This window comes from Stenotrophomonas bentonitica (genome assembly GCF_002887735.1).
Lineage (GTDB): Bacteria > Pseudomonadota > Gammaproteobacteria > Xanthomonadales > Xanthomonadaceae > Stenotrophomonas > Stenotrophomonas bentonitica_A.
On the sequence record NZ_PKQP01000019.1, the window covers coordinates 1 to 26,598 of the forward strand.

The 26,598-nt window shown below is 67.8% G+C and carries 27 protein-coding genes, 2 tRNA genes and 1 pseudogene; 21 read left to right on the top strand and 9 right to left on the bottom strand.

What is annotated here, in order from left to right; translation table 11 throughout:
* Both C0R07_RS19140 and C0R07_RS19145 read right to left on the bottom strand, forming a co-directional pair.
* Positions 1-440: GNAT family N-acetyltransferase (locus tag C0R07_RS19140; RefSeq protein WP_102789668.1), on the bottom strand; the 440-nt coding region annotated here is incomplete at its 3' end.
* 285 nt (positions 441-725) lie between these two features.
* Positions 726-818: transfer RNA gene (locus C0R07_RS19145), tRNA-Ser, on the bottom strand.
* 136 nt (positions 819-954) lie between these two features.
* Here C0R07_RS19145 and dnaX point away from each other — a divergent pair.
* From dnaX to C0R07_RS19165, 4 genes are all read left to right on the top strand, one after another.
* Positions 955-2,991, top strand: coding sequence for a DNA polymerase III subunit gamma/tau (gene dnaX / locus C0R07_RS19150; protein WP_102789669.1), 2,037 nt, complete (start codon positions 955-957; stop codon positions 2,989-2,991).
* A gap of 6 nt (positions 2,992-2,997) precedes the next feature.
* Positions 2,998-3,318, top strand: a complete 321-nt coding sequence (locus C0R07_RS19155) for a YbaB/EbfC family nucleoid-associated protein (RefSeq protein WP_019185335.1) — start codon at positions 2,998-3,000, stop codon at positions 3,316-3,318.
* Positions 3,319-3,414: 96 nt separating this feature from the next.
* Positions 3,415-4,014 carry a recombination mediator RecR gene (recR, locus tag C0R07_RS19160; RefSeq protein WP_019185336.1) on the top strand — a complete coding sequence of 200 codons (600 nt, stop codon included), beginning with the start codon at positions 3,415-3,417 and terminating at the stop codon, positions 4,012-4,014.
* A gap of 81 nt (positions 4,015-4,095) precedes the next feature.
* Positions 4,096-4,455: a histidine triad nucleotide-binding protein gene (locus C0R07_RS19165; RefSeq protein ID WP_019185337.1), complete on the top strand. Its 360-nt coding sequence runs from the start codon at positions 4,096-4,098 to the stop codon at positions 4,453-4,455.
* Positions 4,456-4,543: 88 nt separating this feature from the next.
* On the opposite strand, the gene C0R07_RS19170 is transcribed toward C0R07_RS19165, so the two are convergent.
* From C0R07_RS19170 to C0R07_RS19185, 4 genes are read right to left on the bottom strand one after another with little or no spacing between them, the layout of a single operon-like run.
* Entirely contained in the window at positions 4,544-5,068 is a 525-nt protein-coding gene (locus tag C0R07_RS19170; protein WP_019185338.1) for a Slp family lipoprotein, read from the bottom strand.
* Positions 5,065-7,017, bottom strand: a complete 1,953-nt coding sequence (locus C0R07_RS19175) for a transglutaminase TgpA family protein (RefSeq protein ID WP_102789670.1) — start codon at positions 7,015-7,017, stop codon at positions 5,065-5,067. The genes C0R07_RS19170 and C0R07_RS19175 overlap by 4 nt, the downstream gene beginning before the upstream one ends.
* A complete protein-coding gene (locus C0R07_RS19180; RefSeq protein WP_070471838.1) occupies positions 7,010-7,966 on the bottom strand; it encodes a DUF58 domain-containing protein in 957 nt (318 codons plus the stop codon). Before C0R07_RS19180 ends, C0R07_RS19175 begins: the two co-directional genes overlap by 8 nt.
* 1 nt (position 7,967) lies before the next feature.
* Positions 7,968-8,921 (bottom strand): AAA family ATPase, encoded by a 954-nt coding sequence (locus C0R07_RS19185; RefSeq protein WP_019185341.1) that lies wholly within the window; start codon positions 8,919-8,921, stop codon positions 7,968-7,970.
* 40 nt (positions 8,922-8,961) lie between these two features.
* Here C0R07_RS19185 and C0R07_RS19190 point away from each other — a divergent pair, with 40 nt between their 5' ends.
* Together C0R07_RS19190 and C0R07_RS19195 are read left to right on the top strand one after the other, a co-directional pair.
* A complete protein-coding gene (locus C0R07_RS19190; RefSeq protein ID WP_070471839.1) occupies positions 8,962-10,803 on the top strand; it encodes a glycosyltransferase family 39 protein in 1,842 nt (613 codons plus the stop codon).
* A gap of 16 nt (positions 10,804-10,819) precedes the next feature.
* Complete coding sequence (locus C0R07_RS19195) at positions 10,820-12,529, top strand: hypothetical protein (protein ID WP_146027646.1); 1,710 nt, start codon at positions 10,820-10,822, stop codon at positions 12,527-12,529.
* A gap of 3 nt (positions 12,530-12,532) precedes the next feature.
* Here C0R07_RS19195 and C0R07_RS19200 read toward each other — a convergent pair whose 3' ends face one another.
* Positions 12,533-13,105, bottom strand: coding sequence for a Maf family protein (locus C0R07_RS19200; protein WP_102789672.1), 573 nt, complete (start codon positions 13,103-13,105; stop codon positions 12,533-12,535).
* 114 nt (positions 13,106-13,219) lie between these two features.
* Between C0R07_RS19200 and C0R07_RS19205 the strand changes: the two genes are divergently transcribed.
* The 14 genes from C0R07_RS19205 (at position 13,220) to C0R07_RS19270 (ending at position 24,161) form a co-directional block, all read left to right on the top strand.
* Positions 13,220-13,729, top strand: a complete 510-nt coding sequence (locus C0R07_RS19205) for a YceD family protein (RefSeq protein WP_019185345.1) — start codon at positions 13,220-13,222, stop codon at positions 13,727-13,729.
* A 108-nt stretch (positions 13,730-13,837) separates the two neighbouring features.
* Positions 13,838-14,035, top strand: a complete 198-nt coding sequence (gene rpmF / locus C0R07_RS19210; protein ID WP_017357626.1) for a 50S ribosomal protein L32 — start codon at positions 13,838-13,840, stop codon at positions 14,033-14,035.
* Between the two features lie 88 nt (positions 14,036-14,123).
* On the top strand, positions 14,124-15,101 hold the full coding sequence (locus C0R07_RS19215; RefSeq protein ID WP_019185346.1) for a beta-ketoacyl-ACP synthase III: 978 nt from the start codon (positions 14,124-14,126) through the stop codon (positions 15,099-15,101).
* 75 nt (positions 15,102-15,176) lie between these two features.
* The gene (locus C0R07_RS19220) at positions 15,177-15,839 is read left to right on the top strand and encodes a serine/threonine protein phosphatase (protein ID WP_102789673.1); all 663 of its coding nucleotides are present in this window, start codon (positions 15,177-15,179) and stop codon (positions 15,837-15,839) included.
* A gap of 81 nt (positions 15,840-15,920) precedes the next feature.
* Positions 15,921-16,865, top strand: a complete 945-nt coding sequence (fabD, locus tag C0R07_RS19225; protein ID WP_026070121.1) for an ACP S-malonyltransferase — start codon at positions 15,921-15,923, stop codon at positions 16,863-16,865.
* 74 nt (positions 16,866-16,939) lie between these two features.
* Positions 16,940-17,683 carry a 3-oxoacyl-ACP reductase FabG gene (gene fabG, locus C0R07_RS19230; protein ID WP_070426748.1) on the top strand — a complete coding sequence of 248 codons (744 nt, stop codon included), beginning with the start codon at positions 16,940-16,942 and terminating at the stop codon, positions 17,681-17,683.
* A 153-nt stretch (positions 17,684-17,836) separates the two neighbouring features.
* Entirely contained in the window at positions 17,837-18,076 is a 240-nt protein-coding gene (gene acpP / locus C0R07_RS19235) for an acyl carrier protein (RefSeq protein ID WP_017357544.1), read from the top strand.
* Between the two features lie 136 nt (positions 18,077-18,212).
* The gene (gene fabF / locus C0R07_RS19240; protein WP_070426749.1) at positions 18,213-19,475 is read left to right on the top strand and encodes a beta-ketoacyl-ACP synthase II; all 1,263 of its coding nucleotides are present in this window, start codon (positions 18,213-18,215) and stop codon (positions 19,473-19,475) included.
* A gap of 95 nt (positions 19,476-19,570) precedes the next feature.
* A complete protein-coding gene (locus C0R07_RS19245) occupies positions 19,571-20,926 on the top strand; it encodes an aminodeoxychorismate synthase component I (RefSeq protein WP_019185351.1) in 1,356 nt (451 codons plus the stop codon).
* A 66-nt stretch (positions 20,927-20,992) separates the two neighbouring features.
* Complete coding sequence (gene mltG / locus C0R07_RS19250; protein ID WP_026070122.1) at positions 20,993-22,054, top strand: endolytic transglycosylase MltG; 1,062 nt, start codon at positions 20,993-20,995, stop codon at positions 22,052-22,054.
* Complete coding sequence (gene tmk, locus C0R07_RS19255) at positions 22,051-22,719, top strand: dTMP kinase (RefSeq protein WP_070471840.1); 669 nt, start codon at positions 22,051-22,053, stop codon at positions 22,717-22,719. The genes mltG and tmk overlap by 4 nt, the downstream gene beginning before the upstream one ends.
* Positions 22,712-23,671, top strand: coding sequence for a DNA polymerase III subunit delta' (locus C0R07_RS19260; RefSeq protein WP_019185354.1), 960 nt, complete (start codon positions 22,712-22,714; stop codon positions 23,669-23,671). The genes tmk and C0R07_RS19260 overlap by 8 nt, the downstream gene beginning before the upstream one ends.
* Complete coding sequence (locus C0R07_RS19265) at positions 23,668-24,021, top strand: PilZ domain-containing protein (RefSeq protein ID WP_019185355.1); 354 nt, start codon at positions 23,668-23,670, stop codon at positions 24,019-24,021. The genes C0R07_RS19260 and C0R07_RS19265 overlap by 4 nt, the downstream gene beginning before the upstream one ends.
* 65 nt (positions 24,022-24,086) lie before the next feature.
* Positions 24,087-24,161: transfer RNA gene (locus C0R07_RS19270), tRNA-Val, on the top strand.
* Between the two features lie 120 nt (positions 24,162-24,281).
* Here the strand turns inward: C0R07_RS19270 and C0R07_RS19275 are convergent.
* Complete coding sequence (locus C0R07_RS19275; RefSeq protein ID WP_102789674.1) at positions 24,282-25,940, bottom strand: hypothetical protein; 1,659 nt, start codon at positions 25,938-25,940, stop codon at positions 24,282-24,284.
* 121 nt (positions 25,941-26,061) lie between these two features.
* Positions 26,062-26,265 (bottom strand): annotated as a pseudogene (locus tag C0R07_RS19280) (transposase); the annotation flags it as partial.
* On the opposite strand from C0R07_RS19280, the gene C0R07_RS20080 reads away from it, so the two are divergent.
* The coding region (locus C0R07_RS20080) for a hypothetical protein (RefSeq protein WP_146027647.1) at positions 26,228-26,598 on the top strand (371 nt) is incomplete at its 3' end. The pseudogene C0R07_RS19280 and the gene C0R07_RS20080 sit on opposite strands and share 38 nt — an antisense overlap.

Here is a 26,598-nt window from a genome sequence, read left to right on the forward strand (position 1 = left end):
AGTTCGAGCACCATCTCCACCGCATCCAGCCCGGGGCCGTGCCCATCGGGGGTGATGTGGGTGACGGCGAAGCCGAGTCCGGCGTAGAAATCCTGCGTGTGCTGGCTGGTGCTGAGCGTGACGCGCTGGGCGCCTAGCGCTTTTGCGTGGGCAAGGCGTGCGTGGGAGAGCTGCTTGCCCAGGCCTTGGCGATGTTGGGCGTTATCGACCATGCCCCAGCAGAAGGCCGCCGTGTGCTCGTTGTCCAGGGCGAGGCCGCCGCAGGCGACGATGTGGCCGTTGTGCTCGATGACCAGATAGTCGTGGGCGCGGTCTGGGTGAAGTAGATAGTTGGCGAAGTCGTGGCGTTCGTGTGGGGCGAAGTAACGCGGCACGGTGGTGTCGAACAGTGCCAGGCAGGCGGGGGCGTCTGTTGGGGTGTAGGGGCGCAGGGTGGGCATGGGGGGACTTTGGCATGCTCCGCGTTGGGGTGGTCGGCTTCGGATGCAGGCTTGCCGCTTCATTGGGATTGCTGGGTGCATCCATGCACCCAGCCCTTCCGCGCGGATGCGCTCCAGGGACAGCCGTTCGGCTGTCCGGATTCGCTCCTGGCGAATCCGTCGAACCCCCGGTCGGGGGTTCTCATCCCCCTCTCCATGGTTTCGCGCACTGCTACCGGAGCCGGATGAATGACGAACGTGAGAAACGCAAAAGGCCGCCCCGAGGGGCGGCCTTTTGCGTTTGTCTGGCGGAGAGAGGGGGATTCGAACCCCCGAAGCGCGGTTTAGACGCTTACACACTTTCCAGGCGTGCTCCTTCAACCACTCGGACACCTCTCCGGACCTGCCGCACACAACCCGCTGCAGGGGCGCAGATTCTAGCGGGGGAATCGGAATCGCACAAGCGGTTCGTCACGGGGGCAGGGGGGCTGGACAGGCGTGGCACAATGGTCGTCCCGATGAAGACGGTGGCCTGATGTCCTATCTCGTCCTTGCCCGCAAGTGGCGTCCGAAGCGTTTTGCCGAGCTGGTGGGCCAGGAACACGTGGTCCGTGCGCTCAGCAATGCGCTGGACAGCGGCCGGGTGCACCATGCGTTCCTGTTTACCGGCACCCGCGGGGTCGGCAAGACCACCATTGCCCGTATTTTCGCCAAGTCGCTGAACTGCGAGCAGGGCACCAGCGCCGATCCATGCGGCCAGTGCCCGGCCTGCCTGGATATCGACTCCGGCCGTTACATCGATCTGCTCGAGATCGATGCCGCGTCCAATACCGGTGTGGATGATGTCCGCGAGGTGATCGAGAACGCCCAGTACATGCCCTCCCGGGGCAAGTACAAGGTCTACCTGATCGACGAAGTGCACATGCTGTCCAAGGCGGCGTTCAATGCGCTGCTCAAGACGCTGGAAGAGCCGCCGGAGCACGTGAAGTTCCTGCTGGCCACCACCGATCCGCAGAAGCTGCCGGTGACGGTCCTTTCGCGCTGCCTGCAGTTCAACCTGAAGCGGTTGGACGAGGAACAGATCCAAGGCCAGATGACCAAGATCCTGGCCGCCGAGGAGATCGAGTCCGATCCGACTGCGATCGTGCAGCTGGCCAAGGCCGCCGATGGCAGCCTGCGTGATGGCCTGTCGTTGCTGGATCAGGCGATCGCCTATGCCGGCGGTGCGCTGCGCGAGGATGTGGTGCGCGCGATGCTGGGCACGGTGGACCGCACCCAGGTGGCGGCGATGCTGGATGCGCTGGCCGATGGTGATGGTCCGCGCCTGCTGCAGACCGTGGCCCTGCTGGCCGAGTTCTCGCCGGACTGGAGTGGGGTGCTCGACGCCCTGGCCGAAGCCCTGCACCGGATCCAGGTGCAGCAGCTGGTGCCGGGCGCCGCGACGGCGGGCGAGGGGATCGATGCCGAGGCCTTCGCCCAGCGCCTGCGTCCGGAAGTGGTGCAGCTCTGGTACCAGATGGCCCTGGGCGGTCGCCGTGACCTGCACCTGGCCCCAAGCCCGCGTGCTGGATTCGAGATGGCGGTGCTGCGCATGCTGGCGTTCCGCCCGGCATCGGCCGTCCCGCCCGTGCCCCGCGATCCGGGCACAGGTACCGAAGTGAACAGTGGCGGCCAGGCCAGTGGCCAGGGCGCCGGCATGGCCGCTGCGGCAGCGGCTTCGGCTCCGGCTCCGGCTCCGGCTCCGTCCGTGGCGCCCGCCAAGGCCAGCGCGCCCGTCGCTCAGGCAGCCCCGGTGGCGCCTGAGGCGCCGGCCGCCGCCCCGGTCGTCGCGCCCCCCGAGGCCGCAGCCCCGCCGCTGAAACAGGTTGCTCCCGCCCCGACAGCCGCCGAGCCGGTCAAACCGGTCAAGCCGGCCAGGCCGAACGCGCCTGCCCCCGCTGCTGACGACGATCTGCCGCCGTGGCATCAGGAGAACGATGCGGCCGATCGCGACGAAGCGCTGGCTGCTGAAATGGCGACCCCGGATGCGGCCATGGTCGCTCCATGGGAAGCGCCGCCCGAGCGGACCGTGGCACCGGCTGCTCCCGCGCCTGTGCGGGAAGCCCCCGCCCCGGTGGCTCGCCCGGAGGGTATCGCCATCGCACCCTCAGTGGCCGACGCCGCGCCGTCAGGGGCGAGCGCTGAGCTGACCGCCGATGCCTGGCTGGAACTGGTCGCCGGCAGCCAGCTCAATGGCCCGTCCAAGCAGCTGGCGGCCCACTCGGCGTTCATCAGCTACCAGCACGGTGTCTTGAAACTGGCGATTTCGCCCGGATTTGAGTACTTGAGTTCGGACCGCTCGCAGGCGGCGCTGATTGCGGCATTGACTGGCCCCCTAGGGCAGGCTTCGCGTCTGGTGATCGATACCGGCGCGGCTGGTGCCGAGACCCTGCATCAGCGCGCTGACCGCCAGCGTGGCGAACGCCAAACGGCGGCGGAAGCCGCTTTCATGGCCGACCCGTCGGTGCAGTTGCTGATCCAGCAACACGGTGCCCGGGTCGTGGCCGATTCCATTCGTCCTTTTGAAGAGTAAAGAACCATGCGCGGCAATATCGCCCAACTGATGCAGCAGGCCCAGAAGATGCAGGAAAACCTGCAGAAGGCCCAGGAAGACCTCGCCAAGCTGGAAGTCACCGGCAGCGCCGGCGGCGGCATGGTCAGCGTGACCCTGACCGGCACCAAGGAATGCCGCAAGGTGCGCATTGATCCGTCGGTGCTCTCCGATGCGGAAATGACCGAAGACCTGGTGGCCGCAGCGTTCAACGATGCCTCCAACAAGATCGATGCCGAGTCGAAGAACCGCATGGGTTCGGCGACCGCTGGCATGCAGCTGCCCCCGGGCATGAAGCTGCCGTTCTGAGCCACGTCTGCGCCGGGTCGAGGCCTGGCGACGGTGGTGACCGCGCCGCGAAGCCTCCGGGCTTCGCGCGCTTGTTTCTGAGATGAGCGATCCGCCATGAGCCTGCCCCTGCTCGAACAATTGATCGAGGCCTTCCGCGTGTTGCCGGGCGTGGGCCAGAAGACCGCCCAGCGCATGGCCTACCACGTGCTCGAACGTGAGCGCGAGGGCGGCCAGAAGCTGGCCGAGGTGCTGGCCAAGGCGATCGAGCGGATCGGGCATTGCGCGCAGTGCCGGGATTTCAGCGAGACCGAGGTCTGTGCGGTCTGCGCCAACGGCAGCCGCGAGCGCCAGCAGCTGTGTGCGGTGGAATCACCGGCCGATCGCCTGGCGATCGAAACGGCTACCGGCTACCGCGGGGTCTATTTCGTGCTGCAGGGGCGGCTGTCACCGCTGGACGGCATCGGTCCGCGCGAGCTGGGCCTGGATCAGCTGGAGGCCCGCCTGAAGCAAGGCGAAGTGACCGAGTTGATCATCGCCACCAGTGCCACCGTGGAAGGCGAAGCGACCGCGCATTACCTGGCCCAGATGGCGCGCAGCCACAAGGTCCGCCCGAGCCGGTTGGCGCAGGGCCTGCCGCTGGGCGGCGAGCTGGAATACGTGGATCGCGGCACGCTGTCGCACGCCTTCGGTACGCGTACCGAAGTGCAGGAATGATCCCGCGCAACCCGCGCCGGTGATCGAAACCGGGCGTGCATCCGCGCTACTCTCCAAGGCCCTGTTACACGAGGTGCCCTCATGAGCCACGACACCCTGTTCGGCAAGATCATCCGCCGCGAAATTCCCGCCACCATCGTCTACGAAGACGAGGAGGTGCTCGGCTTCAAGGACATCGCGCCGCAGGCGCCGGTGCACGTGTTGTTCATTCCCAAGCACGAAGCGATCCCGACCCTGGATGACGTGCGGCCGGACCAGGCGCACCTGATCGGCAAGCTGGCCATGGCCGCCGCCGAGTACGCCCGCCGCGAAGGGTTCGCGCAGGACGGCTACCGTATCGTCATGAACTGCCGCGAGCACGCCGGGCAGACCGTGTTCCATATCCACCTGCACCTGCTGGCCGGCGCGCAGCTGGGTCACTTCGGCACGCCGAACGGCTGAGCGGGCCGGGGCAACAAAAAACGCCGCCCGAAGGCGGCGTTTTTTTCAGCGCGTCCGCATCAGCGACGGGGACGCGCCACCTCCGGGCTTACCACCAGCCCCAGCCGCGGTAGCCCCAGCCCGGACCCCAGCCCGGGCCCCACGGGCCGTACGGGTAGGCGGGCACCACGTCGACCTGGCGCTGTTCCGGCCACAGGTAGATCACATCGGCGTCCAGCTTCGGCAGGCGATAGTCGTACTCGCCGATACGGGTGTTCTCGTAGCCGCCGATCTTGCCGATGAAGGTCACGTCCCGGCCCGGCTCGAACACCGCCGGATCGTAGAAGCCGGCGCGGCACGCGATGAAGCGACCGTCACTGGCGTCGGCCGAGGTGGTGCTCGGGCGGCCACTGCCGTTGAGCGGACGCGAAATCATCTGGAAGCAGGTCTGGCCCTGGCCCGGGTTGGTTTCGATGATGCGGCCACCCCAACGCACCGGAGTGCCCACCTGCTGGGTGGGAACCGCGTCACGCGGGCTGACCATACTGAACTGCCCCTGCAGCGGCTTGGGCGCGGTGGCGCAGGCAGCCAATGCCAGAGAGGCAGCAAGGGGAAGCAGGATTTGAATCTTCATGGGGATGCTCCGGAGGTCGGGCGATGCCTGCGCAGGTCGCGCAATAATGAAGTGAGGTCGACGTCAGCGCCAGCGTAGCGCGCCTGGACGAAACGCGCGCTGAGCGACAACAACGCCGGATCGGGCCGTTGCCGATCCACCCGGCGGGCCCACTCGCTGGCCGGTTCGGCGCTGGCGCGTTCCAACCCATGGCGTGCATAGCGGCGTCCCAGCCGGTGCCAGGCCCGCAGCAGCGGGTCGCGTTCGCGTTCGCCCCGGGCCAGCAACCACGCCATCCACCCTAGCGCGGCCAGCGCGAAGACAGTGAAAATTCCCACCAGTCGGGTCGGATCCAGGCGCTCGAAACCAAACGGTTCAAGAAGCCGTTGCTGGCGGTTGGCATCGAAGGACAGGATCAGGTCGTTCCAGCCCCGGCGCAGCCAGTCCCCCATCTGCCCGAACTGCAGCCAACGGCTGTTGAGCATCGCACCGGCGTCGCCCGCCGCCAGCCGGTCGTCGATCGTGTCGTAGATGCGTTCGGGGGCGACGGCCGCGGTCGGGTCGACCCGCACCCAGCCGCGCCCGGGCAGCCAGACCTCGGCCCAGGCATGGGCATCCATCCGGCGCAGCACCCAGTAGTCACCATAGGGATTGTGGACGCCACCGGCGAAGCCGGTCACGACCCGCGCCGGGATGCCGGCGTTGCGCATCAACACAACGAACGATGAGCTGAAGTGCTGGCAGAAGCCGGCCTGCTGGTCGAACAGGAACTCGTCCACGCCATCGCGGCCCGGCTCGGGCGTGTCCAGGGTGTAGACGAAGCGCGCACGTACCCACTCGAGCGCGCGCTGCACGATCGCCGCATCGTTGCTGCCAGCCTCCTGCCGCCACTGCCGCGCCAGCACCGCCGTGCGCGGATTCACGCCGTCGGGCAGCTGCAGCGCAAGGCGACGCTCGTAAGGCGTCAATGCGTCGGTGTAGGCCACGGCCGGGGCGGAACGCAGTCGCCAGCGGGTCAGGACATTCAGTGCTGCGTGGCTGCGCAGGCTGTGGTTGGCATCCAGATCGCTGCCGGCAGGGGCCTGCAACGGCAGATCCAGCGCGACCAGCTGGCGGCGGTCGGTCGGCTCATAGTCGATCTGGTACTCCCACTGTGTACTGGCGTGGGTCACCGCGGCGGGCGCGCGCTCGATCAGATGCCTGTCCTGTTCCCAGCGTTTGCCGTCGAACAGGCTGAGCACCGGGCCGCGCCAGTAGCGCTGCTGCGGTTCCGGAACCGCGCCAAAAAACTGCACGCGCAGCGCCGGGGTGTCATCGGCCATCAGATCCAGCCACTGCCCGGGCTCCATCGTGTCGGACAGGCCGGGCTTGCCGACCGCGCGATCGGGGATGCCCCACAGGGGTTCACTCAACCGCGGGAACAGCCAGAAACCGGCCAGCGCCAATGGCAGGCCGAGCATGACCAGCCGGCCGATCCCGCGCAGCTGGCGTTTGAGCGGCGCCGGCGGTGCCTGGCCCTCCAGGTGCGCCAGCCGCTGCAACGCGAGCAATGCGACCAGGCCGGCCAGTACCGCCAATGTCATCGTCAGCGGTCCTTGGTCGAGCAGGAACGCCGCGAACGGGCCGAACAACCCGAAGCCGACCAGGCTGCGGGCATCGCGCAGGCTGCGCAGCTCGCTGGATTTCAACGCGAGCATCGCCGCCAGCAGCGCGCAGCCGGTATCGCGGCCCGGGCGCGGGCCCATCTGCCAGTAGATGGCGCCCAGCATGGCGAGCACCAGCAGCAGGCGCAGTGCCCCCGGCAGCAGCCGCTGGCGCGAAGCCAGGGCGGTCAGCAGTGCAACGCCGGCGATGACGGCCGCCAGCACGGTGGGCAGCTGCAGCAGCAGCGGCAACAGGCCCAGGGCCGCACTGGCCAGGGTCCAGTAGCGCGCACCGGGACTGAGCGGGGCGACGGGGCGGTCAGTCATGGGGCAACAGCGCCAACGCGCGCTGACACAGATGGTGATGGGCACTGCCATTGCCGGGGCCGAGCACCGGCTGGCCGGGCAGCGTGAGGGTGTAGCGGCGCCCTTCGCGTTCGGCCAGGTCGACCCAGCGCGCCAGGCGCGCGATCCGCGCCTCGGTGCCCAGCGGGGCCAGGCGCCACCAGTCCAGCACGACCTCCACGCCGATCGGCTTTTCGTACTCGCGCACCAGTAGGGTGTCGCGCCGCGCAGAGTGCTTCCACGCGATGCTGCGCGTCGGGTCGCCGGGGCGATACGGACGCAGCTGATGCAGCTCGTCGCCGCTGGCATGCACACGGGTATGCAGCGGATCGCCGCCGCTCTCGGGCAATGCAGGGGCGTGCGCTTCCGGTGCGGCATAGACCAGCAAGGGTGTCTCCGGCCACACCCACGACCAGGCGCGTACCAGGCCCAGTGGCTGTGTGGTGGCGATGCGGATCCGGGAGAGATCGAACCAGCCGCGCTGATGCGTGGGCAGGTCGAGATCCACTTCGATCTGGTCGCTGTCCACCAGGTGCCCGAACGCTGCCACGCCGTCGTGCTCCACGTGCAGGCCGCGACGCGCGCGGGTATCGGTGCGCGACAGGCTGATGCGCAGCCGCAGCGGCGCGCCTGCGGCGACCGGTTCGGCGGATACCGCATCCACCTGCAACGCGGACAACTGCAGGTGGGCGCTGATCGCACTGGCGATGCTGACCGTGGCCAGCAGCAGCGCCAACAACAGGGCAGGGTTGTTGTTGTAGTTCAATGCACCGAGCAGCATCGCCGAGAGCAGCGCGGCGACGAACAGACCGAAGCGCGTCGGCAGCACATAGATGCGGCGCCGGTCGAACCGGCTGGGCAGGTGCTCCGGTCGGCGCGGTCGCGCCAGATGCTGCAGGTGCTGCCAGCGGGCTCCCCAGCCGCGGCGCATCTCAGTCGACCTGCACGGTCTGGAGGATGGCGCGGGCCAATGCCGGCCCATTGCCGGCTTCTGCCTCCGGCACCAGCCGATGCCCGGCCACCGCAACGAACAGGGTCTGCACGTCTTCAGGCACGACATGTGCGCGGCCCAGCAGCAGGGCATGCGCCTTGGCGGCGCGCAGCAATGCCAGGCCCGCGCGCGGTGACAGGCCGACGCGCACCCCGGCGTGCTGGCGGCTGCGGGCCAGCAGCGCCTGCACGTAGGTGATCAAGGCTTCACTGGCGTGCACCTGGCCGACCGCCTCGCGCAGCGTCCGCACCTCCACCTCGCTCAGCCGCGCGTTGGCCTGTGCGATCAGGTGGCGGCGATCGGTGCCGCGCAGCAGCTCGCGCTCGGATTCGGGATTGGGGTAGCCCAGCGCCAACCGCAGCAGGAAGCGGTCCAGCTGCGAGTCCGGCAACGGGAACGTACCGGACAGGTCGACCGGGTTCTGGGTGGCGATGACGAAGAACGGGTCCGGCAGCGGGTGGGTCACGCCATCCAGGGTCACCTGCTGCTCGGCCATCGCCTCCAGCAGCGCACTCTGGGTGCGCGGCGGGGCGCGGTTGATCTCATCGGCAAGCAGCACATGGGTGAAGACCGGGCCGGGGTGGAACTGGAACTGACGGCTGCCGGCGTCGTAAACGGAGACGCCAAGTACATCGGCAGGCAGCAGGTCGGAAGTGAACTGCACCCGCTGGAAGCCCAGCCCGAGGCTGGATGCCATGGCGTGGGCAAGGGTGGTCTTGCCCAGGCCGGGCAGATCCTCGATCAGCAGATGGCCGCCGGAGAGCAGCGCCACGAAGGCCAGTCGTACCTCCTGGGCCTTGCCCAGCACCAGCCCGTTGACCTGATCCTGGGCGGCGCGGAGAGACTGTCGCAGTACATCGGTTAGCATGGCTGGCACGGGGGGCGAATGATCCATGTCCGTCTCGTATCGATGATTCCACTGATTCTATAGAGCAATGCAGGGCGAACAACGCGCACGCACCATATTCCTGTTGTTGTGGACGCTGGTCACCGCCGTCAAGCTGGTGGTGGCCGCACGTCTGCCCTTGTTCGTGGACGAAGCTTTTTACTGGCAGGAAGGCCAGCACCTGGCGGCGGCCTATTCGGACCTGCCCGGGCTGACCGCATGGCTGGCGCGCCTGGGCGTGGAAGTGGGCGGCAACCATGTGCTCGCGCTGCGCCTGCCGTTCCTGGCGATCGGTGCGTGGCTGCCATGGCTGGTCTCGCGGATCGCCACGCGCTGGTTCGGCGCGGTGGCCGGTTGGCAGGCCGGCAGCCTGACCCTGCTGATGCCGCTGTCAGCCACGCTGGGCATGCTGGCCGTGCCGGATGTGCCGATGGCGCTGGCCGCCGTGCTGTGCCTGGACGCCGGTGCACGCCTGCTGCGCAACGTGGATGCGGCGGCGGCGGTGAAGCTGGCCGCAGGCCTGGCGATCGGCGCACTCAGCCATTACCGCTTCATCGGGGTGATCGTGGTCGGCTTCATCGCGCTGCTGGTGCTGCCGCAGGGCCGGCGCATGCTGCGCGATCCGCGCGTATGGGTGGCCCTGACGGTCGGTGTGGTGGCGTGGCTGCCGCTGCTGTCGTGGAATGCCGACAACCATGATGCCGGCCTGAAATTCCAGGTGGTCGAGCGCCACCCGTGGGCGTTCGAGTGGAGCGGGCTGTGGTTCCTGGTGATCCAGCCGATGCTGGTCACCCCGATCCTGTGCATCGCGATGTGGAAGGTGGCCCTGGCCGGTACCCGCTCCGGTGGAGGCGCACGCGCCCAGTGGCGGTATTTCGGTCTGATCGGCGCGGTATCGACCCTGTCCATCTTCGCCCTGGGCTTCTTCACCGATGTGGAGCGCATCAGTTTCCACTGGCCGTTGCCGGGCTATCTCGCATTGCTCATCGCGGTGCCGGTCGTGCTCAATGGCTGGCCGCGCTGGCTGCGCCGCACCGGCTGGTGGCTGGCCGGTGCCGGGTTGGCACTGGCCTTCGGCTATTACCTGATGGCGTCCGTGCCGAGCGTGCGCGAGCAGCTGGCCGGCTACAAGTATTACCCGCGCAACTTCGCCGGCTGGGAACCCCTGGCAGGCGCCGTGCGCCAAGAATTGAAGGGCATGCCACCGGGCACGCGCGTGCTGGCCGGCAACTTCAAGGTCGGCGCGGAACTGGGCTTCCAGTTGCGTGATCCCTCGATCGAGGTGCTGCGCCATCCGTTGAACGACAAACACGGCCGCAGTGCGCAGCTGGGGCTGTGGGGGTTGCTGCACGATGGTCAGCGCGACACGCCGATGCTGCTGGTGCTGTCCCCCAGCGACCAGCGCTATCGCGATCTGCTGGAGCGCTATCACGCGGTCTGCGGCCAGGTGGGCCCGCTGCCGCCGCCGCGCGTGGTCAGCAACGATCATGGCTATCAGCGCTTCCTGCTGTTCAAGCTGCCTGCCGGGCGGGTGGACGGGCCCTGCGTCACCCCGGCGATGGCCTGGGTGGATGCGCCGCAGCCGGATGCCAAGGTGGGCGACACGCTGGATGTGCGCGGCTGGGCCTTCAAGGACGGTGCCGGCATCGAACGCGTCCAGCTGTTTGTCGATGGGAAGCCGGTCGGCGATGCGGTCTACGGGCGCGCCTACGACATCACCAGCGCCTGGAAGATCTCCACCGATCCGCAGCATCCCAACGTGGCCTTCGATGCCACGCTGAACACCGCTCACCTCGCGCCCGGTCGCCATTGGCTGGGCATGACGCTGTACGGCAAGGATGGCAGCGTGGAGCAGTGGCAGGAACAGGCCTTCACCGTCCCCGCGCGCTGAGTGCGCGTGTTTTTTCATGGATGACACCCTCATGCGCAATGCCTCGCCGGAAACGGCTTCCGTGCCGGTGTCCCGTCCGGTCTCCGCGCCGGTGCCGCCCGCGCTGACGCGCCTGCTGTGGCTGGCGGTGGCGGCGGTCGTCGCGGTGGGCGTGGCGGCGATGCTGTGGCTCGCGCCGCGCGTGCTGTACGCCGATCCGTGGCGCTTTACCCAGAAGCTGCTGGAGATGCCGTGGCCATCGAACGTGCTGGTCTCGGACAACGGCCACCGCGAGATCCTGCCGAACCTGGTGCGCCATGCCGAGCTGTCCTGGCTGCATGGCAACCAGTGGCTGCAGATCGGCACGGGCGTGCTGCTGGCCCTGGCCACGGTGTGGCTGCTGGCCCGGATTATCAAGGCCGATGCGCTGGCGCCACCGGTACGCGCGGCCGCGACCCTGATCGGGGCGCTGTCGATCTTCTGGCTCGGCAGCCAGCGCGCGCTCACCCATGGCAACGAGTCGGTGCATGCGTATCTGATCACCGCGGCGCTGATGGCCGGGGTGGCCGTGCTGCTGCGTGGGGATCGCCGCGGTGCGGTGCTGGCGGCGCTGTGCGGTGTCGCCGCGACGTTCTCGTTCGGCAGCGGCGTAGCGGTGTTCGTCGGGCTGGCGGCGGTGCTGGTGGTGCGCCGTGCGCCGCTGTCGCACTGGGTACCGTTGATGCTGGGGCTGATGGTGGCGGTTGGCCTGCACCTGGGCATGGGCCGCACCGGCATGCCCTCGCAGATGGCGCTTGCGCCATTGGCGCAGCTGGACGTGCTGCTGCGCTGGCTGGCCTCGCCCTTCATCTACCTGGCCTGGCCTGCGCTGAATCCGGCGGCGGCACAGCAACTGCCGTTCGCGCCCGTGCGCGACGCGGTCCATTCGGTGGCGAGCGGGTACCAGTGGCTGTTCGGCCCGGTGATGACCTCGCGCTGGCCGCATCTGCTGGTGGGCGCGGTTGGGCTGGGCGGAGTGCTCGGAATGACCCGTTGCTGCTGGCAACGCGGGCGCAGCGCCGGCGCCGGGGAGTCGGTGGCGTTGGCGATGGCGTGGTTCGGGCTGGCCGTGGGCGGGCTGGTCGCGCTCAGCCGCTGGACCTATTTCGCCGATTACCCCACGCAGCTGGCCGCACCGCGGTATGTCCCGTGGTCGTGGCTGTTCTGGTGCGGCCTGCTGCTGTGGGCGACGGTCCGCGTGGGTCTGCGCCGCCCCCGGCCGGTGGTCTGGGGGGCGCTCCTGCTGGCCCTGGTGGCCGTGCCGAGCACCGCGTGGATGGCCTACCTCGGCGCCAGCATGCAGCGCGTGGCCAACATGACGGCCACCGCGGCCGCGGCGGGCGTGATCGATCCGGACCAGACCCATGGCGAGAGCGTACCCGGCGAAGTGCAGGCGGCACTGCCAAGCCTGCGCGCACACGGGAGCGCGATGTTCGCCTGGCCGGAAACGCGCTATCTGCAGGGCGAACCCACGGCGGCCACCGCCTCGGCGGTGCCGCTCAGTGCTGTCTCGGTGGTCGCCGTGCGCAACCTGCTGGGCGGACCCGCGTGGCGCGTGGAGTTCGCTGCCCGGAGCCCGGCGCCGCGGCTGGTCCTGCAGTGCGCGGGACGTCCGGTGGGCCTGGCGATGCCGATGGCCGGGCACTGGGTCGGCTGGGCCACCGGGCCGCTGGATGCCGGCTGCCTGGAAGCGCTGCAGCTGCGCTGAGGCTCAGGGCAGGGTGTAGCCGGCCTGGCGCAGCAGCTGGCTTACGGCGATCAGCGGCAGGCCGATCAGTGCGGTCGGGTCGCGGTTCTCGATCGCCTCGAACAAGGTGATGCCCAGCCCCTCGCATTTGAAACTGCCGGCGCAGTCCAGCGGCTGCTCGGCGGCCACGTAGCGGACGATTTCGTCATGATCCAGCGTGCGGAAATGGACCCGGGTCCGGTCGCAGGCGGCCAGGACCTCGCCGTCGCGCACCAGGCTCACCGCCGTGTGGAAGTCGACCACCTGGCCGGACATCGCCGCCAGCTGCGCCTGCGCACCCTCGACCGTGCCGGGCTTGCCCAGCGCGGCGCCGTTCAGTTCCGCCACCTGGTCCGAGCCGATCACCCACTGGCCCGGGTGCAGGCGGGCCACGGCCTGTGCCTTGGCCTGCGCCAACCGTACGGCCACGGCCCGTGGGGCCTCGCCGGGGGCGGGGGTCTCATCCACCTCGGGGCGGGCGGTCTGCAGGGGCAGGCCAAGCCGTTCCAGCAGTTCACGGCGGTAGCGGGAGGTGGAGGCAAGCAGCAGTGGGGTCATGCGACAATACCGGGCACGGAAGGGCGGCAGTCTGGCGCCTCGGGGCGGGGATCGGCAACCTGACTGCGCAGGCATTTGACAGCAGCCCGGGCGATCCTTAACATTCAGCGGCTTATGTCCGCAAACGTGCCCGAAATGCTGGATGCTTGGCGGATGGTCGCAGCGCGCAGGCGCTTCGATGGCCAGGTGGATCTAGCGAAATTGACCCGCCTGCAAGGCCTTGTTGCCGATACCGAAGGTCAGTGCACCTATGCACTGGAATTCGCGCACGACGACATCCTGCGGGTATCCTATGTTGAACTGTCCATCGACACCGCGCTGCCGCTGATCTGTCAGCGCAGCCTGCAGCGTTTCCTGTTGCCGGTTTCGATGGTGCAGCGGCTCGGTCTGATCCGCAGCGAAGAGGAAGAATCCTCGCTGCCGGAAGGCTGGGAGCCGTGGCTGGTGCCCGAAGACGGCATGCTGCGACCGCTGGAACTGGTCGAGGACGAACTCGTCCTGGCCGTGCCCGTCGTGCCGTTGTCTCCCGATGGCGAGGCAGTGGACAAGGACTGGGCACCGACCGAAGAAGAAATCAGCAAGGCCAATCCGTTCGCGGCGTTGGCGGCACTGAAAAAACAATAGCAGCCGGATTGTCGTCGGCGGCTGCGGCGAAAGCGAAAACTGTGCTGGGCGCTGGCGTCCTGCGCGACGATACGACGAAGCAAAACGAACCGAGTTTGGAGCAATCCCATGGCTGTGCAGAAATCCCGTGTCACCCCGTCCCGCCGCGGTATGCGCCGTGCGCATGACGCCCTGAGCGCCAAGCAGCTGTCCACCGATCCGACCACCGGTGAAGTGCACCTGCGTCACCACATCACCGCTGACGGTTTCTACCGCGGCAAGAAGGTGATCACGACCAAGTCGAACTCGGCCGTCGAAGAAGATTGATTTGTGAAGGCCGCTGCCCGGTCGGGCGGCGGCCTTTACCCCATTCTTCCCGATCACCACGTTTGGTGATCGTGCTACAGGACATGCAATGAGCAAGCGGATCTACTCGAGGATCGCGGGCACCGGTAGTTATTTGCCCGAAAAAGTGTTGACCAATCAGGATCTGGAGAAAATGGTCGACACCAGCGATGAGTGGATTCAATCGCGCACTGGTATCCGCGAACGGCACATTGCGGCCGAAGGCGAGACCACCAGCGACCTCGGCTACCACGCCGCGGTACGTGCGCTTGAAGCGGCCGGTATCGACGCTTCGCAGCTCGACATGATCGTGGTGGGCACCACCACGCCTGACCTGATTTTCCCGTCCACCGCGTGCCTGATCCAGGCCAAGCTCGGTGCGAGCGGTTGCCCCGCCTTCGACGTCAACGCCGCCTGTTCGGGCTTCGTGTTCGCGTTGAGCGTGGCCGACAAATTCATTCGTTCCGGTGATGCACGCCATGTGCTGGTCATCGGTGCGGAAACCCTGACCCGTATCGTCGACTGGACCGAGCGCACCACCTGCGTGCTGTTCGGCGATGGCGCGGGCGCCGTCGTGCTCAAGGCCGACGAAGACACCGGCATCCTCAGCACCCACCTGCATTCGGATGGCAGCAAGAAAGAACTGCTGTGGAACCCGGTGGGCGTCTCGGCCGGTTTCGGCGAGGGCGACAATGCCCGCGGCGCGATCCTGATGAAGGGCAACGACGTGTTCAAGTACGCCGTCAAGGCGCTGGACTCGGTCGTCGATGAGACCCTGGAAGCCAATGCGCTGACCAAGGCCGACCTGGACTGGCTGATCCCGCACCAGGCCAACCTGCGCATCATCGAAGCCACCGCCAAGCGCCTGGAGATGTCCATGGACCAGGTGGTGGTGACGGTCGACAAGCACGGCAATACGTCCTCGGCCTCCGTGCCGATGGCGCTGGACCACGCGGTCCGCTCCGGCCGTGTGGAGCGCGGCCAGCTGCTGCTGCTGGAAGCCTTCGGCGGCGGCTTCACGTGGGGTTCTGCTCTGCTGCGCTATTGATAGTGTCAGTTACGACAACGTGACGCTGTCGTTACGGCCCCATTACGGGGCCGTAAGCATTTCAGGAGAACTGTCATGGTTGAGCCCATCGTCATCGAAGGGCAGCGCGCCTGGCTGAAGCAGTACGGCGAAGGAAGCCGCGTGGTCGCGCTGGGGCTGCTGAACTTCATCGCCCGCCGCTTCCAGCTTGATGCCCTGCGCCCACCACCGCACCGCGGGGGCGATGCCGCCCGCGAAACCGAAGCCCGCCGCCTGGCCGAACTGCAGGCCCAGGGCGTCAACGTCCCCAGCGTGATCGGCAGCGGCCACGCCGCCCTCGTGCTGGGCGACAACGGTTCCTCGTTCAACACCTGCCTGCGCGAAGCCGACGATGCCGGCCGCGACCGCCTGGTGTCCGCGGCGATGAACGCCCTCGCCCAGGCCCAGGCCCGCGACTGGCTGATGTTCGGCTACGGCGTGGCCAAGTACTACGAAGATCGGCCGCAGCAGCTGCAGAGCCTGATGGCGCAGGCCATGGACGGCGCCGAAGCGCCGGTCCTCGCCCATGCCCACGATGTCACCGGTCGCCTCCAGGGGCTGGCCCGTTACAGCATGAAAATGGGCCGCTCGGCCCGCGCGCTGGCCCACTCGATCCTGATCGTCCACGGCGCCACGACCCTGGGCGTGCTGATGCTGGCCGTGATCTGCATCGACTTCTTCAGCGACGGCGACCTCGACATCCTCCAGCTGTTCACCTGAGCCCACATACGCGGCAGTACAGACGAAGGGCGACGTTCCCCTTTATCATTCGCCGTTCGATTTTTGCAGGCGGATGATCGCGTGACCGATACCAATCTCGCATTCGTGTTCCCGGGCCAGGGCTCGCAGTCGCTGGGCATGCTGGCCGAACTGGCCGAGCTGCACCCGCAGATCCGCGAGGCCTTCACCGAGGCCTCCGACGGCGCCGGTGTCGACCTCTGGGCCCTTTCCCAGGGCGGCCCGGAGGAAATGCTCAACCGCACCGAGTACACCCAGCCGGCCCTGCTGGCGGCCAGCATCGGCGTCTGGCACGCCTGGAACGCCGTTGGCGGCGCCAAGCCGGCCGTCCTGGCTGGCCACAGCCTGGGCGAGTACACCGCCCTGGTCGCCGCCGGCGCGCTCTCGCTGCGTGACGGCGCCCATCTGGTGCGACTGCGCGGCCAGTTGATGCAGGAAGCCGCCCCGACCGGCGTGGGGGCCATGGCCGCCGTCCTCGGCGCGGAAGACGCCCTCGTCGTAGAGGTCTGCGAACAGGCCGCCGGCAGCCAGGTGGTCGTCCCGGCCAACTACAACTCGCCCGGCCAGATCGTCATCGGTGGCGACGCCGCCGCCGTGGACCGCGCGCTGGCCCTGTTGGCCGAGAAGGGCGTCCGCAAGGCCGTCAAGCTCGCCGTCAGCGTGCCCTCGCACACCCCGCTGATGCGCGAAGCCGCCAACCGCCTGGCTGAAACCATGGCTGGCCTGGACTGGCGCGCCCCGGCCCTGCCGGTGGTGCAGAACGTCGATGCCCGCGTGCATGACGGCGTGGACGCCATCCGCCAGGCGCTGGTCCAGCAGCTGTACCTGCCTGTCCAGTGGACCGGCTGCGTGCAGGCACTGGCCGCCCGCGGCGTCACCCGGGTGGCCGAATGTGGCCCGGGCAAGGTGCTGAGCGGATTGATCAAACGCATCGACAAATCGCTGGACGCGCGCACACTGTCCACGCCCGCCGATTTCGAGACGGCCCGCGAGACCTGGGCCGCCTGATGTCTTCCGATCGTGCCCGCGCTGGACTGGCCTCGCGCCAGACCGGCCAGGCCGATCCCGTTCGAGGAAATGAGATGAGCAAGCCCCTTCAGGGTGAAATCGCACTGGTCACCGGCGCCAGCCGGGGTATCGGTGCCGCGATCGCCGACGCACTGGCCGCGCAGGGCGCGACCGTCATCGGCACCGCCACCACCGACGCCGGTGCCGCCGCCATTGGTGAGCGCCTGGCTGCCGTGGGTGGCCACGGCCGCGCGCTGAACGTCACCGACGCTGCTGCGCTGGAGGCCGTGCTGGACGGCATCGCCAAGGAATTCGGCGCCATCAGCATCCTGGTCAACAACGCCGGCATCACCCGCGACAATCTGTTGCTGCGGATGAAGGAAGAAGACTGGCAGGCGATCCTGGACACCAACCTGACCAGCGTCTTCCGCACCTCCAAGGCCGTCATGCGCGGCATGATGAAGGCGCGCAAGGGCCGCATCATCAACATCGCCTCGGTGATCGGCGTGACCGGCAATGCCGGCCAGGCCAACTACGCCGCGGCCAAGGCCGGCATCATTGCCTTCTCCAAGTCGCTGGCCAAGGAAATCGGCTCGCGCGGGATCACGGTCAACGTGGTCGCGCCGGGCTTCATCGACACCGACATGACCAAGGCCCTGCCGGAAGAGCAGCGCACCGGCCTGGTCAAGTCGATCGCCCTGGAGCGGCTCGGCGAGCCGTCCGATATCGCCAACGCGGTGGCGTTCCTGGCCGGTCCTTCGGCCAGCTACATCACCGGCGAAACCCTCCATGTGAACGGCGGCATGTACATGCCGTAAGCATGTGGCGCAAGGAGTGCGCCGCAAGTGGTTGATCCGTTTGATGTTTTGCTGCAATGCAAGGTGTCGCTGGTTTCCACTACACTATCCCACGGTCATCCCTCACCGGATGGCGTCATTTTTGAACCACTACTCCATCTGGAGCGATATCCAATGAGCACCATCGAAGAACGCGTCAAGAAAATCGTCGTCGAACAGCTTGGCGTCAAGGAAGAGGAAGTCACCAACAGCGCATCGTTCGTCGATGACCTGGGCGCTGACTCGCTGGACACCGTTGAACTGGTGATGGCGCTGGAAGAAGAGTTCGAGTGCGAAATCCCGGACGAAGAAGCCGAAAAGATCAGCACCGTGCAGGCTGCGATCGACTACATCAACGCCCACGTCAAGGCTTGATGTCAGGCGGCTCGCGCGCGGCCGTGGCGATTGCTGCGACCGCGTGCGGCAAACCCATGGGGCCGCGCTTGCGGCCCTGTGCTTTTGAGCGTTATACCGCGTGATACCCGCAACACCCGGGTCAGGAGAATCTGCAATGAAGCGTCGCGTCGTCGTTACCGGCATGGGCATGGTCTCGCCATTGGGCAATGATATGGCCAGCAGTTGGAAGGGCATCACCGAAGGCCGTTCCGGCATCGGTCCGCTGACCAACGTTTCGCAGTCCTACCTAGACCGTTTCACCACCAAGATCGCAGGTGAGGTCAGGGACTTCGACATCACCGCCGACAACGAACAGTTCGGCAAATTCCGGGTCACTGGCAAGGATGCCAAGAAGATGGACCCGTTCATTCATTACGGCCTCGGTGCCGCCTTCATGGCCTTGAACGATTCGGGCCTGGAGATCACCGACGGCAACGCCGAGCGCGTCGGCGCCATCGTTGGCGCGGGCATCGGCGGCCTGCTGGGCATCGAAGAGCAGACCATCGATTTCCACGAGGGCAAGAAGATCTCGCCCTTCTACGTGCCCAAGACCATCATCAACATGCTCCCGGGCCAGCTGAGCATCATCACCGGCCTTAAGGGTCCGTCGTTCTCGGCGGTCTCCGCCTGCGCGACCTCCAACCACTCCATCGGCACCGCGATGCGCATGATCCAGTACGGCGATGCGGACGTGATGGTGGTCGGTGGTGCCGAGCGCGGCTCCTCGCCGACCGCCCTGGGCGGCTTCTGCGCGATGAAGGCGATGAGCACCCGCAACGATGCACCGGCGGAAGCCTCGCGCCCGTGGGACAAGGAACGCGACGGCTTCGTGCTGGGCGACGGTGCCGGCATCCTGATCCTGGAAGAGTACGAACACGCCAAGGCGCGTGGCGCGCGCATCTATGCCGAGCTGGCCGGTTTCGGCGCCAGCTCGGATGCGTACCATATGACCGCCCCGAGCGAGAACGGCGAAGGCGCGGCACGCTGCATGACCATGGCGTTGAAGGACGCCGGCGTGACCCCGGAGCAGGTCGGTTACCTCAACGCGCACGGCACCTCCACGCCGCTGGGCGACCTGGGCGAAACCATGGCCATGAAGACCGCCTTCGGTGACCACGCCTACAAGATGATGGTCAGCTCCACCAAGTCGATGACCGGCCACCTGCTCGGCGCGGCCGGCGGCGTGGAAGCGATCTTCTCGGTGCTGGCGCTGCGCGACAACATCATTCCGCCGACCATCAACCTGCATGAAGCGGGCGAGGGCTGCGACCTGGATTACGTGCCCAACACCGCACGCGAGGCCAAGGTCGATGTGGTGATGTCCAACGGCTTCGGCTTCGGCGGCACCAACGGCACGCTGGTGTTCAAGCGCGTCTGACCGCCCGTTCCGTGCACTCCCACCCGGGCCGCCATCATGGCGGCCTTGGTGTATCTGGCCCCCGCGCACGCTGCGCGCCCTTCCGGTGTCCTGTCATGTTCCAGACGCTTCCGCTGCCCGCCACCACCGACCTGCTGGCCCTGCAGCGCCTGGCCCCGCAGCGCTACCCGCTGCTGATGGAGTCCACCGCCTCGGGCACCGCGCAGGGGCGCTGGGACCTGCTGCTGATGGGCAGCGGCGAAGCGCTCGCGCTGCACGCCGACGGCGTGGTGCGTGATGCCGATGGCGTGGCGCATGACGGCCGCTTCCTCGACGTGCTGGACGCGCACTGGGCCGCCCTGCGGTTGCCGCGCGAGGAGACGACACTGCCGTTCCGCGGTGGCTGGGCACTGATGCTGGATTACGAACTGGCCGGGCAGATCGAAGACGTGCTGGCCTTGCCGGCGCGCGCCGATGGGCTGCCGTCCGCGCTGGCGCTGCGCTGCCCGGCGGCCGTGCTGCACGATCGCGTGCTCGGCCAGTTCCATGCCGTGTGCGAGAGCGGTCAGGCCGCGCTGCTGCAGACCCTGCAGGACGACCTTGCCGCGGCCGCCGCGCTGGCCCCGTTGCCGACGTGGCAGCCCCCGGTGGCGATCGGCGAAGACGCGCCACCGCGCTTCACCGACGGCGTCGGCAGGGTGATCGATTACCTGCGCGCGGGTGACGTGTTCCAGGTGAACCTGTCCCGCCGCTGGAGCGCGCAGTTCACCGAGGCGCTCTCGCCACAGGCGCTGTACGCGCAGCTGCGCGTGGCCAACCCCGCACCGTTCGCCGGGCTGTTCATGGCGCAGGGCAGGGCGGTGGTCAGCTCTTCGCCCGAGCGCCTGGTCTCGGTGCATGGCGATGACGTGCAGACCCGCCCGATCGCCGGCACCCGCCCGCGTTTCGCTGGCGACGACGATGCCGCGCGGATCCAGGAACTGGTCGGCCATCCCAAGGAGCGCGCCGAGCACGTGATGCTGATCGATCTGGAGCGCAACGACCTCGGCCGCATCTGTGCGCCGGGCAGCGTGGAGGTGGATGAGCTGATGACCGTGGAGAGCTACGCCCACGTGCACCACATCGTCAGCAACGTGCGTGGCCGCCTGCGCGAGGACGTCAGCCCCGGCCAGGTGATCGCCGCGACCTTCCCCGGCGGCACCATCACCGGCTGCCCCAAGGTGCGCTGCATGCAGATCATCGCCGAGCTGGAGCAGACCGCGCGCGGCGCCTACACCGGCGCGTTCGGCTGGCTGAACCGCGATGGCGACCTGGACCTGAACATCCTGATCCGGACCGCCGAAGTGGCCGGCGATACCGCCAACTTCCGCACCGGGGCCGGGATCGTGGTCGATTCGGTGGCCGACAAGGAACTGGACGAGACCCGCGCCAAGGCCCGTGGCCTGCTGCGGGCGCTGGGCAGCGATGCCTGAGCCGTTTGGCGGTGTGCAGTACCCGCGCGGTATGCTGCGCGGCGAAGAATTTGATTCGAGGTGACCATGGCGGGTGCGAAACGGGGATGTCTGGCCGTACTGGCCGTGTTGCTGGTGCTGGCCCTGCTGGTCGCGGCCGCAGGCGCATGGTTCTGGCATCGCCAGGGCGCGTTCGCCGATGCGCCGGTCACCCCCAGTGCGGAGAGCGTGGTGATCGCCTCGGGGGACGGCTTCAGCACCGTGCTCGGCAAGCTGCGCCAGGCCGGCGTGGACGAAGGCAGCGACACCCAGTGGCAGCTGCTGGCACGCCAGCTCGATGCCGCCGGCAAGCTCAAGGTGGGTGAATACGCGCTCGATCCGGCGCTGACCCCGCGCGAGCTGCTGACCCGCATGCGCCAGGGCCGCGTCCTGCAGCACCGCGTCACCATCGTGGAAGGCTGGAACATCCGGCAGCTGCGCGCTGCGCTCAAGCGCGCCGATCCGCTGGTGCACACCACCGATGCGCTGGACGATGCCGCGCTGATGAAGGCGATCGGCTTCCCCGGCGAACACCCGGAAGGCCGTTTCCTGCCCGAGACCTACGTCTACCAGCGCGGTGACAGCGACATCGACGTGCTCAAGCGCGCGCATGCCGCGATGGAAAAAGAACTCACTGCCGCGTGGGACAGCCGCGTGGACGATCTGCCGCTGAACTCGCCGTATGAGCTGCTGATCCTCGCCTCGATCATCGAGAAGGAAACCGCACTGCCCAGCGAGCGCCCGCAGATCGCCGGGGTGTTCATGCGCCGCCTGAAGATCGGCATGCGGCTGCAGACCGACCCGACCGTGATCTACGGCATCGGCAGCAGCTACGACGGCAACATCCGCAAGCGCGACCTCACCACCGATACGCCGTACAACACGTACACGCGCGCCGGCCTGACCCCGACCCCGATCGCCATGCCCGGGCGTGACGCGCTGCATGCCGCCGCGCAGCCAGCCAAGGGGGACGCGCTGTACTTCGTGGCCGTGGGCGATGGCAGTGGCGCGCACATCTTCTCGGCCAACTACACCGACCACAACGCCGCCGTTGCCCGCTACCTGCAGCAACTGCGCAGCAAACGCACCAACGAGGCCGCCCCCCAATGAGTCCCGCGCTGCACCGGCACCCGCACTTCGTCAGCCTGGAAGGGGGCGAGGGCGCCGGCAAGACCACCGCCATCAACGCGATCCGCGAGGCCCTGCAGGCGCGTGGGCATGAGGTGGTGCTGACCCGCGAGCCCGGCGGCACCGCGCTGGCCGAGCGCATCCGCGCGCTGGTGCTCAAGCCGGACGAGGAGATCGCCGCCGAGCCGCTCTCGGCCGAAGCCGAGCTGCTGCTGGTGTTCGCCGCCCGCGCCCAGCACGTGCGCCAGGTGATCGCCCCGGCGCTGCAGCGCGGCGCCTATGTGCTGTGCGACCGCTTCACCGATTCCAGCTACGCCTACCAGGGCGGTGGCCGCGGCCTGGACCCGGCGTGGATCGCCGATCTGGAGCGCCGCGCCGTCGGCCTGCTGCCCGGCCTGACCCTGCTGCTGGATGTGGACGTAGCGGTCGGCCGTGCGCGCGCCAACGGCCGCGACCTGTGGCCGGACCGCATTGAAAGCGAGCACGATGATTTCTTCCAGCGGGTGCGCGCGGTGTTCCGCCAGCGTTCCAGCGAGGACCCCGCACGTTACCGCCTGATCGATGCCAGCCAGGACCAGGCCGGCGTCGCCGGCGCGGTGGTGGCGGCCGTGGATGCATGGTTGGCACAGGAGCCGGAACGTGGCTGAACCCTTTTCCCCCTGGCAGCAGCGCGCCTATGACCAGACCGTGGCCGCGCTCGACGCCGGTCGCCTCGGCCATGGCCTGCTGTTCTGCGGCCCGGCCGGCCTGGGCAAGCTGGGCGTCGCGCTGCGGCTGGCCGAGCACGTGCTGGGGCAGGGCGAACCTGCCGCGGCCAAGCGCAGCGCCCAGCTGCTGGCCGCGGGGACCCACCCGGACCTGCAGCGGATCTCGTTCATTCCCAACAAATCCGGCGACAAGCTGCGCACCGAAATCGTGATCGAGCAGATCCGCGAGGTCTCGCAGAAGCTCTCGCTGACCCCCCAGTACGGCGTGGCCCAGGTGGTGATCGTCGATCCTGCCGACGCCATCAACCGCGCCGCCTGCAACGCCCTGCTCAAGACCTTGGAAGAGCCGCAGCCCGGCCGTTACCTGTGGCTGATCAGCGCCGACCCCGCCCGCCTGCCGGCCACCATCCGCAGCCGCTGCCAGCGCCTGGAGTTCAAGCTGCCGCCGCGCGAGGAAGCGCTCGCCTGGCTGCAGACCCTGGGCCACAGCGAGGCCAGCGCCCGCGAAGCGCTGGACGCCGCGCGTGGCCATCCCGGCCTGGCCGACCAGTGGCTGCGCGAGGACGGCCTGGCCCTGCGCCGCCAGGTCGCTACGGATCTGGAAGCGCTCGTCGCCGGCCGCGCCGGCGCGGTGGAACTGGCCCAGCGCTGGACCGCCGACGACAACGCCGCCCTGCGCCTGCGCCACGCCGCCGATCTCGCCCTGGCCCAGGCCACCGGCGGTGGCTTGACCGATCCTGATCGATTGCACAAGCTGGCCGCCTGGTTCGATGCGGCCAACCGCACCCGCGACCTGCTGCGCACCACGGTGCGCGCCGATCTTGCGGTGGTTGAGCTGCTGCTGGCCTGGGGAAAGGTCAACGAACGGCACGCCAAGGGGAATAGAGCATGAGCGCCACCAACGCCCGACAGGGCATCCTGTCCCTTGCCGTCAAGGACAAGGCCGCGCTGTACAGCGCCTACATGCCGTTCGTGAAGAACGGCGGCATCTTCGTGCCCACGCCCAAGCGCTACTTCCTGGGCGATGAGGTGTTCCTGCTGCTCACCCTGCCGGACTCCGGCGAGCGCCTGCCGGTGGCCGGCAAGGTGATCTGGGTGACCCCCGCCGGGGCCCAGGGCAACCGCGCGGCAGGCATCGGCGTACAGCTGGCCGATGGTGCAGAAGGGGAGACCGTCCGCCACCGGATCGAGACCCTGCTGGCCGGCATCCTGACCGCGGACAAGCCCACGCACACGATGTGAAGAAATTTCGGCGAAACCGTTGACGTCCAAATTTGCCGCCCTATAATGAGCGGCTCAGCAGCATCGGGCGGTTAGCTCAGCGGTAGAGCATTGCCTTCACACGGCAAGGGTCACAAGTTCGAACCTTGTACCGCCCACCATGATTCAGTCGAAAAAGCCTCCGGAAACGGCGGCTTTTTTGTTGGTTGTGCGCTCCACCTGCCGCTTATCGCGGAGCTGATCGTCAATGCGTTGGCTGCCAGCGCTCTCCGCTATGAGCGCTATTCCCCCGCACCATCGGCCAGGCTGTCCCAGATGCGCCCGTCACGTTGCGCTTCCGTGGTGATGTTGACCACCGCCTGTTCGCCCAGACGATCACGCAACTGCTGCAGATACAGGCTGCGAGGTGTCACCACCTGGCCCATCGACTGCACGATCCCCGCTGGCTCCTCCGGCGGGAATTTCCCGGGTGCAATAGCGCCCACCTGTCCCACGCTCCAGTTCATCGCGAAGGGCGGCGCCTGGACCACGTAGATGTCGTGCTCGGTGTTCCAGAACATCTGCTGTGCGCCTGCCCACCCGTGTCCCGTGCCGCTGTACCGGCGGTTCTGCGCTCGCAGCATGTATCCCTTGGTGTTGTCGTACAGCGTGCCAGTGGACCAGCGGTGATGGGGGCCGCTGTCGTTGCTGTCGCCCACGGCCAGGCAGTCCAGAAACACGTTGGGGCCGGGCACCCGTGCACCGATGACGAAGGTATGCCGGCCGCCCTGGTTGTAGCAGCGCTGGATCAGATTGAAGGCGGCGTTGCCCTCGTACAGGAACACATAGCGGCGGGCGCCCTGGGTCTCGCCATACCTCGGGTCGAGATAGGCGATGTCCTGCAGGGTATTGAACTGCGCGCCATTACGGGTCACGAAGCCATGCGATACATAACGCACGGTTACATCGCGAACCCATGAGTTGTGGGTTGCACCCAGGCGGAGTGCGGTAAAGGGGCCGGCATCGGCGGTGCCGTTGACCGTGCCGGTCTCGGGGTCACCTTCAAGGCGGAGGTCTTCGATGCCGACTTGGGAGATGCGGATCGGATCCGTGCGATAGATGCTGCCGCCACCAAAGCGGGACTCGATGGCATCCATGATCGGGGCATCGAGAGTGATGGTGTCATGGTCTACCGCGGTGACGACGCGTTCGCTGTACATGGCATAGTCGCTGGCCGTCCACCGGTATCGCGCGGTATCGATGCCCTCTGGGCCGACCCAGCGCGCGTTGGGTTCCCTCGCGATCGACACCGTATCGCCCACGCGATAGCCGGCTGCGGACGTTAACTTGATCCGCATCGCCCCCACCGGGACGTAGTCCATGGTGATTGCGGTACGGCGTGGATCCAGAGCGGCGCGGGGAACCGCGGATTCGCTGCTGCCCACTTCAAGAATTCTGCCCTGCCGATCGCTGATTTCGGAGCGGACCACCGTGCCGTCTGCACCTCGCCCTTCACCGCGCAGCACCACGCCGCCTGCACGGATGGTCAGCGTCCTGCTCACCCTGTAGTGGCCGCGACGGAGCAGGACCGCGCCGCGCAGGCCCCGGCTGTCCGTGGCACGTAGGGAGACCGCATCGATCGCTGCCTGGATGCGGGGATAGTCATCCTCCGCGCTGGATGGCTCAAGGATCTCGATGACAGGAATGCTGGAGCGGGTGGGCAGGCTGACGCCGCCTCCCTGGTAGCCGGCGCGGGAGAAGTCCGGGAGGATGTTGCGGGCCTGATCGCCACCGCGCTCGGTATACACGCCATAGCGAAGCAATCCATCGCTGCCCAGGCTTGCCAAAGGGGCGTCTTTGGCACGGTTGATGGGGTGGGTGAAGGCGCTGGTCTGATAATCCGGCTCCGCCGCTGACAGGGTAGCGAATGGCCAGACTGGCAAGGCCACGACCGTCAGCATGGCGACTCGCCAAAACGCCGGGGGCAAAGGCATGCGGGCGACTTCCTTCCAGGAGGCGTGGCCTGCAATGTTAGCAACTGCTGCCATACCTTCAGTCCGTGCAGCGAGTCCGGCAGGTCTGCTATTGGCCGAAAGCGGAAGCTCGTTGATATCGCTCGATTGGTGTCTGGAAGTCCAGGGTCTTGCGTGGCCTCTCGTTTAGTTGCCTGGCCACGCTGTTGAGCTTGGCTTGGGAGAAGCTCGACAGATCAACGCCTTTCGGGAATTACTGACGCAGCAGCCCGTTCGTGTTTTCGTTCGAGCCGCGCTGCCAAAGACGCTCGGGAATCGACGCGGTGTCGCTGATGCGGCCGTGGTCCGCCTCCGCGACACTCCTGCTGCTTGGGCAGCTGTCTGTGTTTCATCGAACATACGAAACCGCCACCCAAAGCGGACACCACGGGCGACGACTCAGCGCCATTTCGTCGGCGATCCGGGAGATTCATCGGCGGCTTCTGTGTCTTGGTCGCAAACCGGTTGCCACGCCCCCCGCGCGGACGGCACCTTGCAGCGACGATCACGTCGACCTGGTGCCCTGCATGACCCCCGTTGCCCTGTATTCGCCCGATCCGGCCCGCGGCTGGCTGCCCTGGGCCTGGCTGACGCCGATCCTGATGAT

Excerpts from the sequence above, each read along its gene's own strand:
- dnaX (WP_102789669.1), top strand. The coding sequence starts at position 955 with ATGTCCTATCTCGTCCTTGCCCGCAAGTGGCGTCCGAAGCGTTTTGCC.
- C0R07_RS19155 (WP_019185335.1), top strand. The coding sequence starts at position 2,998 with ATGCGCGGCAATATCGCCCAACTGATGCAGCAGGCCCAGAAGATGCAG.
- recR (WP_019185336.1), top strand. The coding sequence starts at position 3,415 with ATGAGCCTGCCCCTGCTCGAACAATTGATCGAGGCCTTCCGCGTGTTG.
- C0R07_RS19165 (WP_019185337.1), top strand. The coding sequence starts at position 4,096 with ATGAGCCACGACACCCTGTTCGGCAAGATCATCCGCCGCGAAATTCCC.
- C0R07_RS19170 (WP_019185338.1), bottom strand. The coding sequence starts at position 5,068 with ATGAAGATTCAAATCCTGCTTCCCCTTGCTGCCTCTCTGGCATTGGCT.
- C0R07_RS19175 (WP_102789670.1), bottom strand. The coding sequence starts at position 7,017 with ATGACTGACCGCCCCGTCGCCCCGCTCAGTCCCGGTGCGCGCTACTGG.
- C0R07_RS19180 (WP_070471838.1), bottom strand. The coding sequence starts at position 7,966 with ATGCGCCGCGGCTGGGGAGCCCGCTGGCAGCACCTGCAGCATCTGGCG.
- C0R07_RS19185 (WP_019185341.1), bottom strand. The coding sequence starts at position 8,921 with ATGGATCATTCGCCCCCCGTGCCAGCCATGCTAACCGATGTACTGCGA.
- C0R07_RS19190 (WP_070471839.1), top strand. The coding sequence starts at position 8,962 with ATGCAGGGCGAACAACGCGCACGCACCATATTCCTGTTGTTGTGGACG.
- C0R07_RS19195 (WP_146027646.1), top strand. The coding sequence starts at position 10,820 with ATGGATGACACCCTCATGCGCAATGCCTCGCCGGAAACGGCTTCCGTG.
- C0R07_RS19200 (WP_102789672.1), bottom strand. The coding sequence starts at position 13,105 with ATGACCCCACTGCTGCTTGCCTCCACCTCCCGCTACCGCCGTGAACTG.
- C0R07_RS19205 (WP_019185345.1), top strand. The coding sequence starts at position 13,220 with ATGTCCGCAAACGTGCCCGAAATGCTGGATGCTTGGCGGATGGTCGCA.
- rpmF (WP_017357626.1), top strand. The coding sequence starts at position 13,838 with ATGGCTGTGCAGAAATCCCGTGTCACCCCGTCCCGCCGCGGTATGCGC.
- C0R07_RS19215 (WP_019185346.1), top strand. The coding sequence starts at position 14,124 with ATGAGCAAGCGGATCTACTCGAGGATCGCGGGCACCGGTAGTTATTTG.
- C0R07_RS19220 (WP_102789673.1), top strand. The coding sequence starts at position 15,177 with ATGGTTGAGCCCATCGTCATCGAAGGGCAGCGCGCCTGGCTGAAGCAG.
- fabG (WP_070426748.1), top strand. The coding sequence starts at position 16,940 with ATGAGCAAGCCCCTTCAGGGTGAAATCGCACTGGTCACCGGCGCCAGC.
- acpP (WP_017357544.1), top strand. The coding sequence starts at position 17,837 with ATGAGCACCATCGAAGAACGCGTCAAGAAAATCGTCGTCGAACAGCTT.
- fabF (WP_070426749.1), top strand. The coding sequence starts at position 18,213 with ATGAAGCGTCGCGTCGTCGTTACCGGCATGGGCATGGTCTCGCCATTG.
- C0R07_RS19245 (WP_019185351.1), top strand. The coding sequence starts at position 19,571 with ATGTTCCAGACGCTTCCGCTGCCCGCCACCACCGACCTGCTGGCCCTG.
- mltG (WP_026070122.1), top strand. The coding sequence starts at position 20,993 with ATGGCGGGTGCGAAACGGGGATGTCTGGCCGTACTGGCCGTGTTGCTG.
- tmk (WP_070471840.1), top strand. The coding sequence starts at position 22,051 with ATGAGTCCCGCGCTGCACCGGCACCCGCACTTCGTCAGCCTGGAAGGG.
- C0R07_RS19265 (WP_019185355.1), top strand. The coding sequence starts at position 23,668 with ATGAGCGCCACCAACGCCCGACAGGGCATCCTGTCCCTTGCCGTCAAG.
- C0R07_RS19275 (WP_102789674.1), bottom strand. The coding sequence starts at position 25,940 with ATGCTGACGGTCGTGGCCTTGCCAGTCTGGCCATTCGCTACCCTGTCA.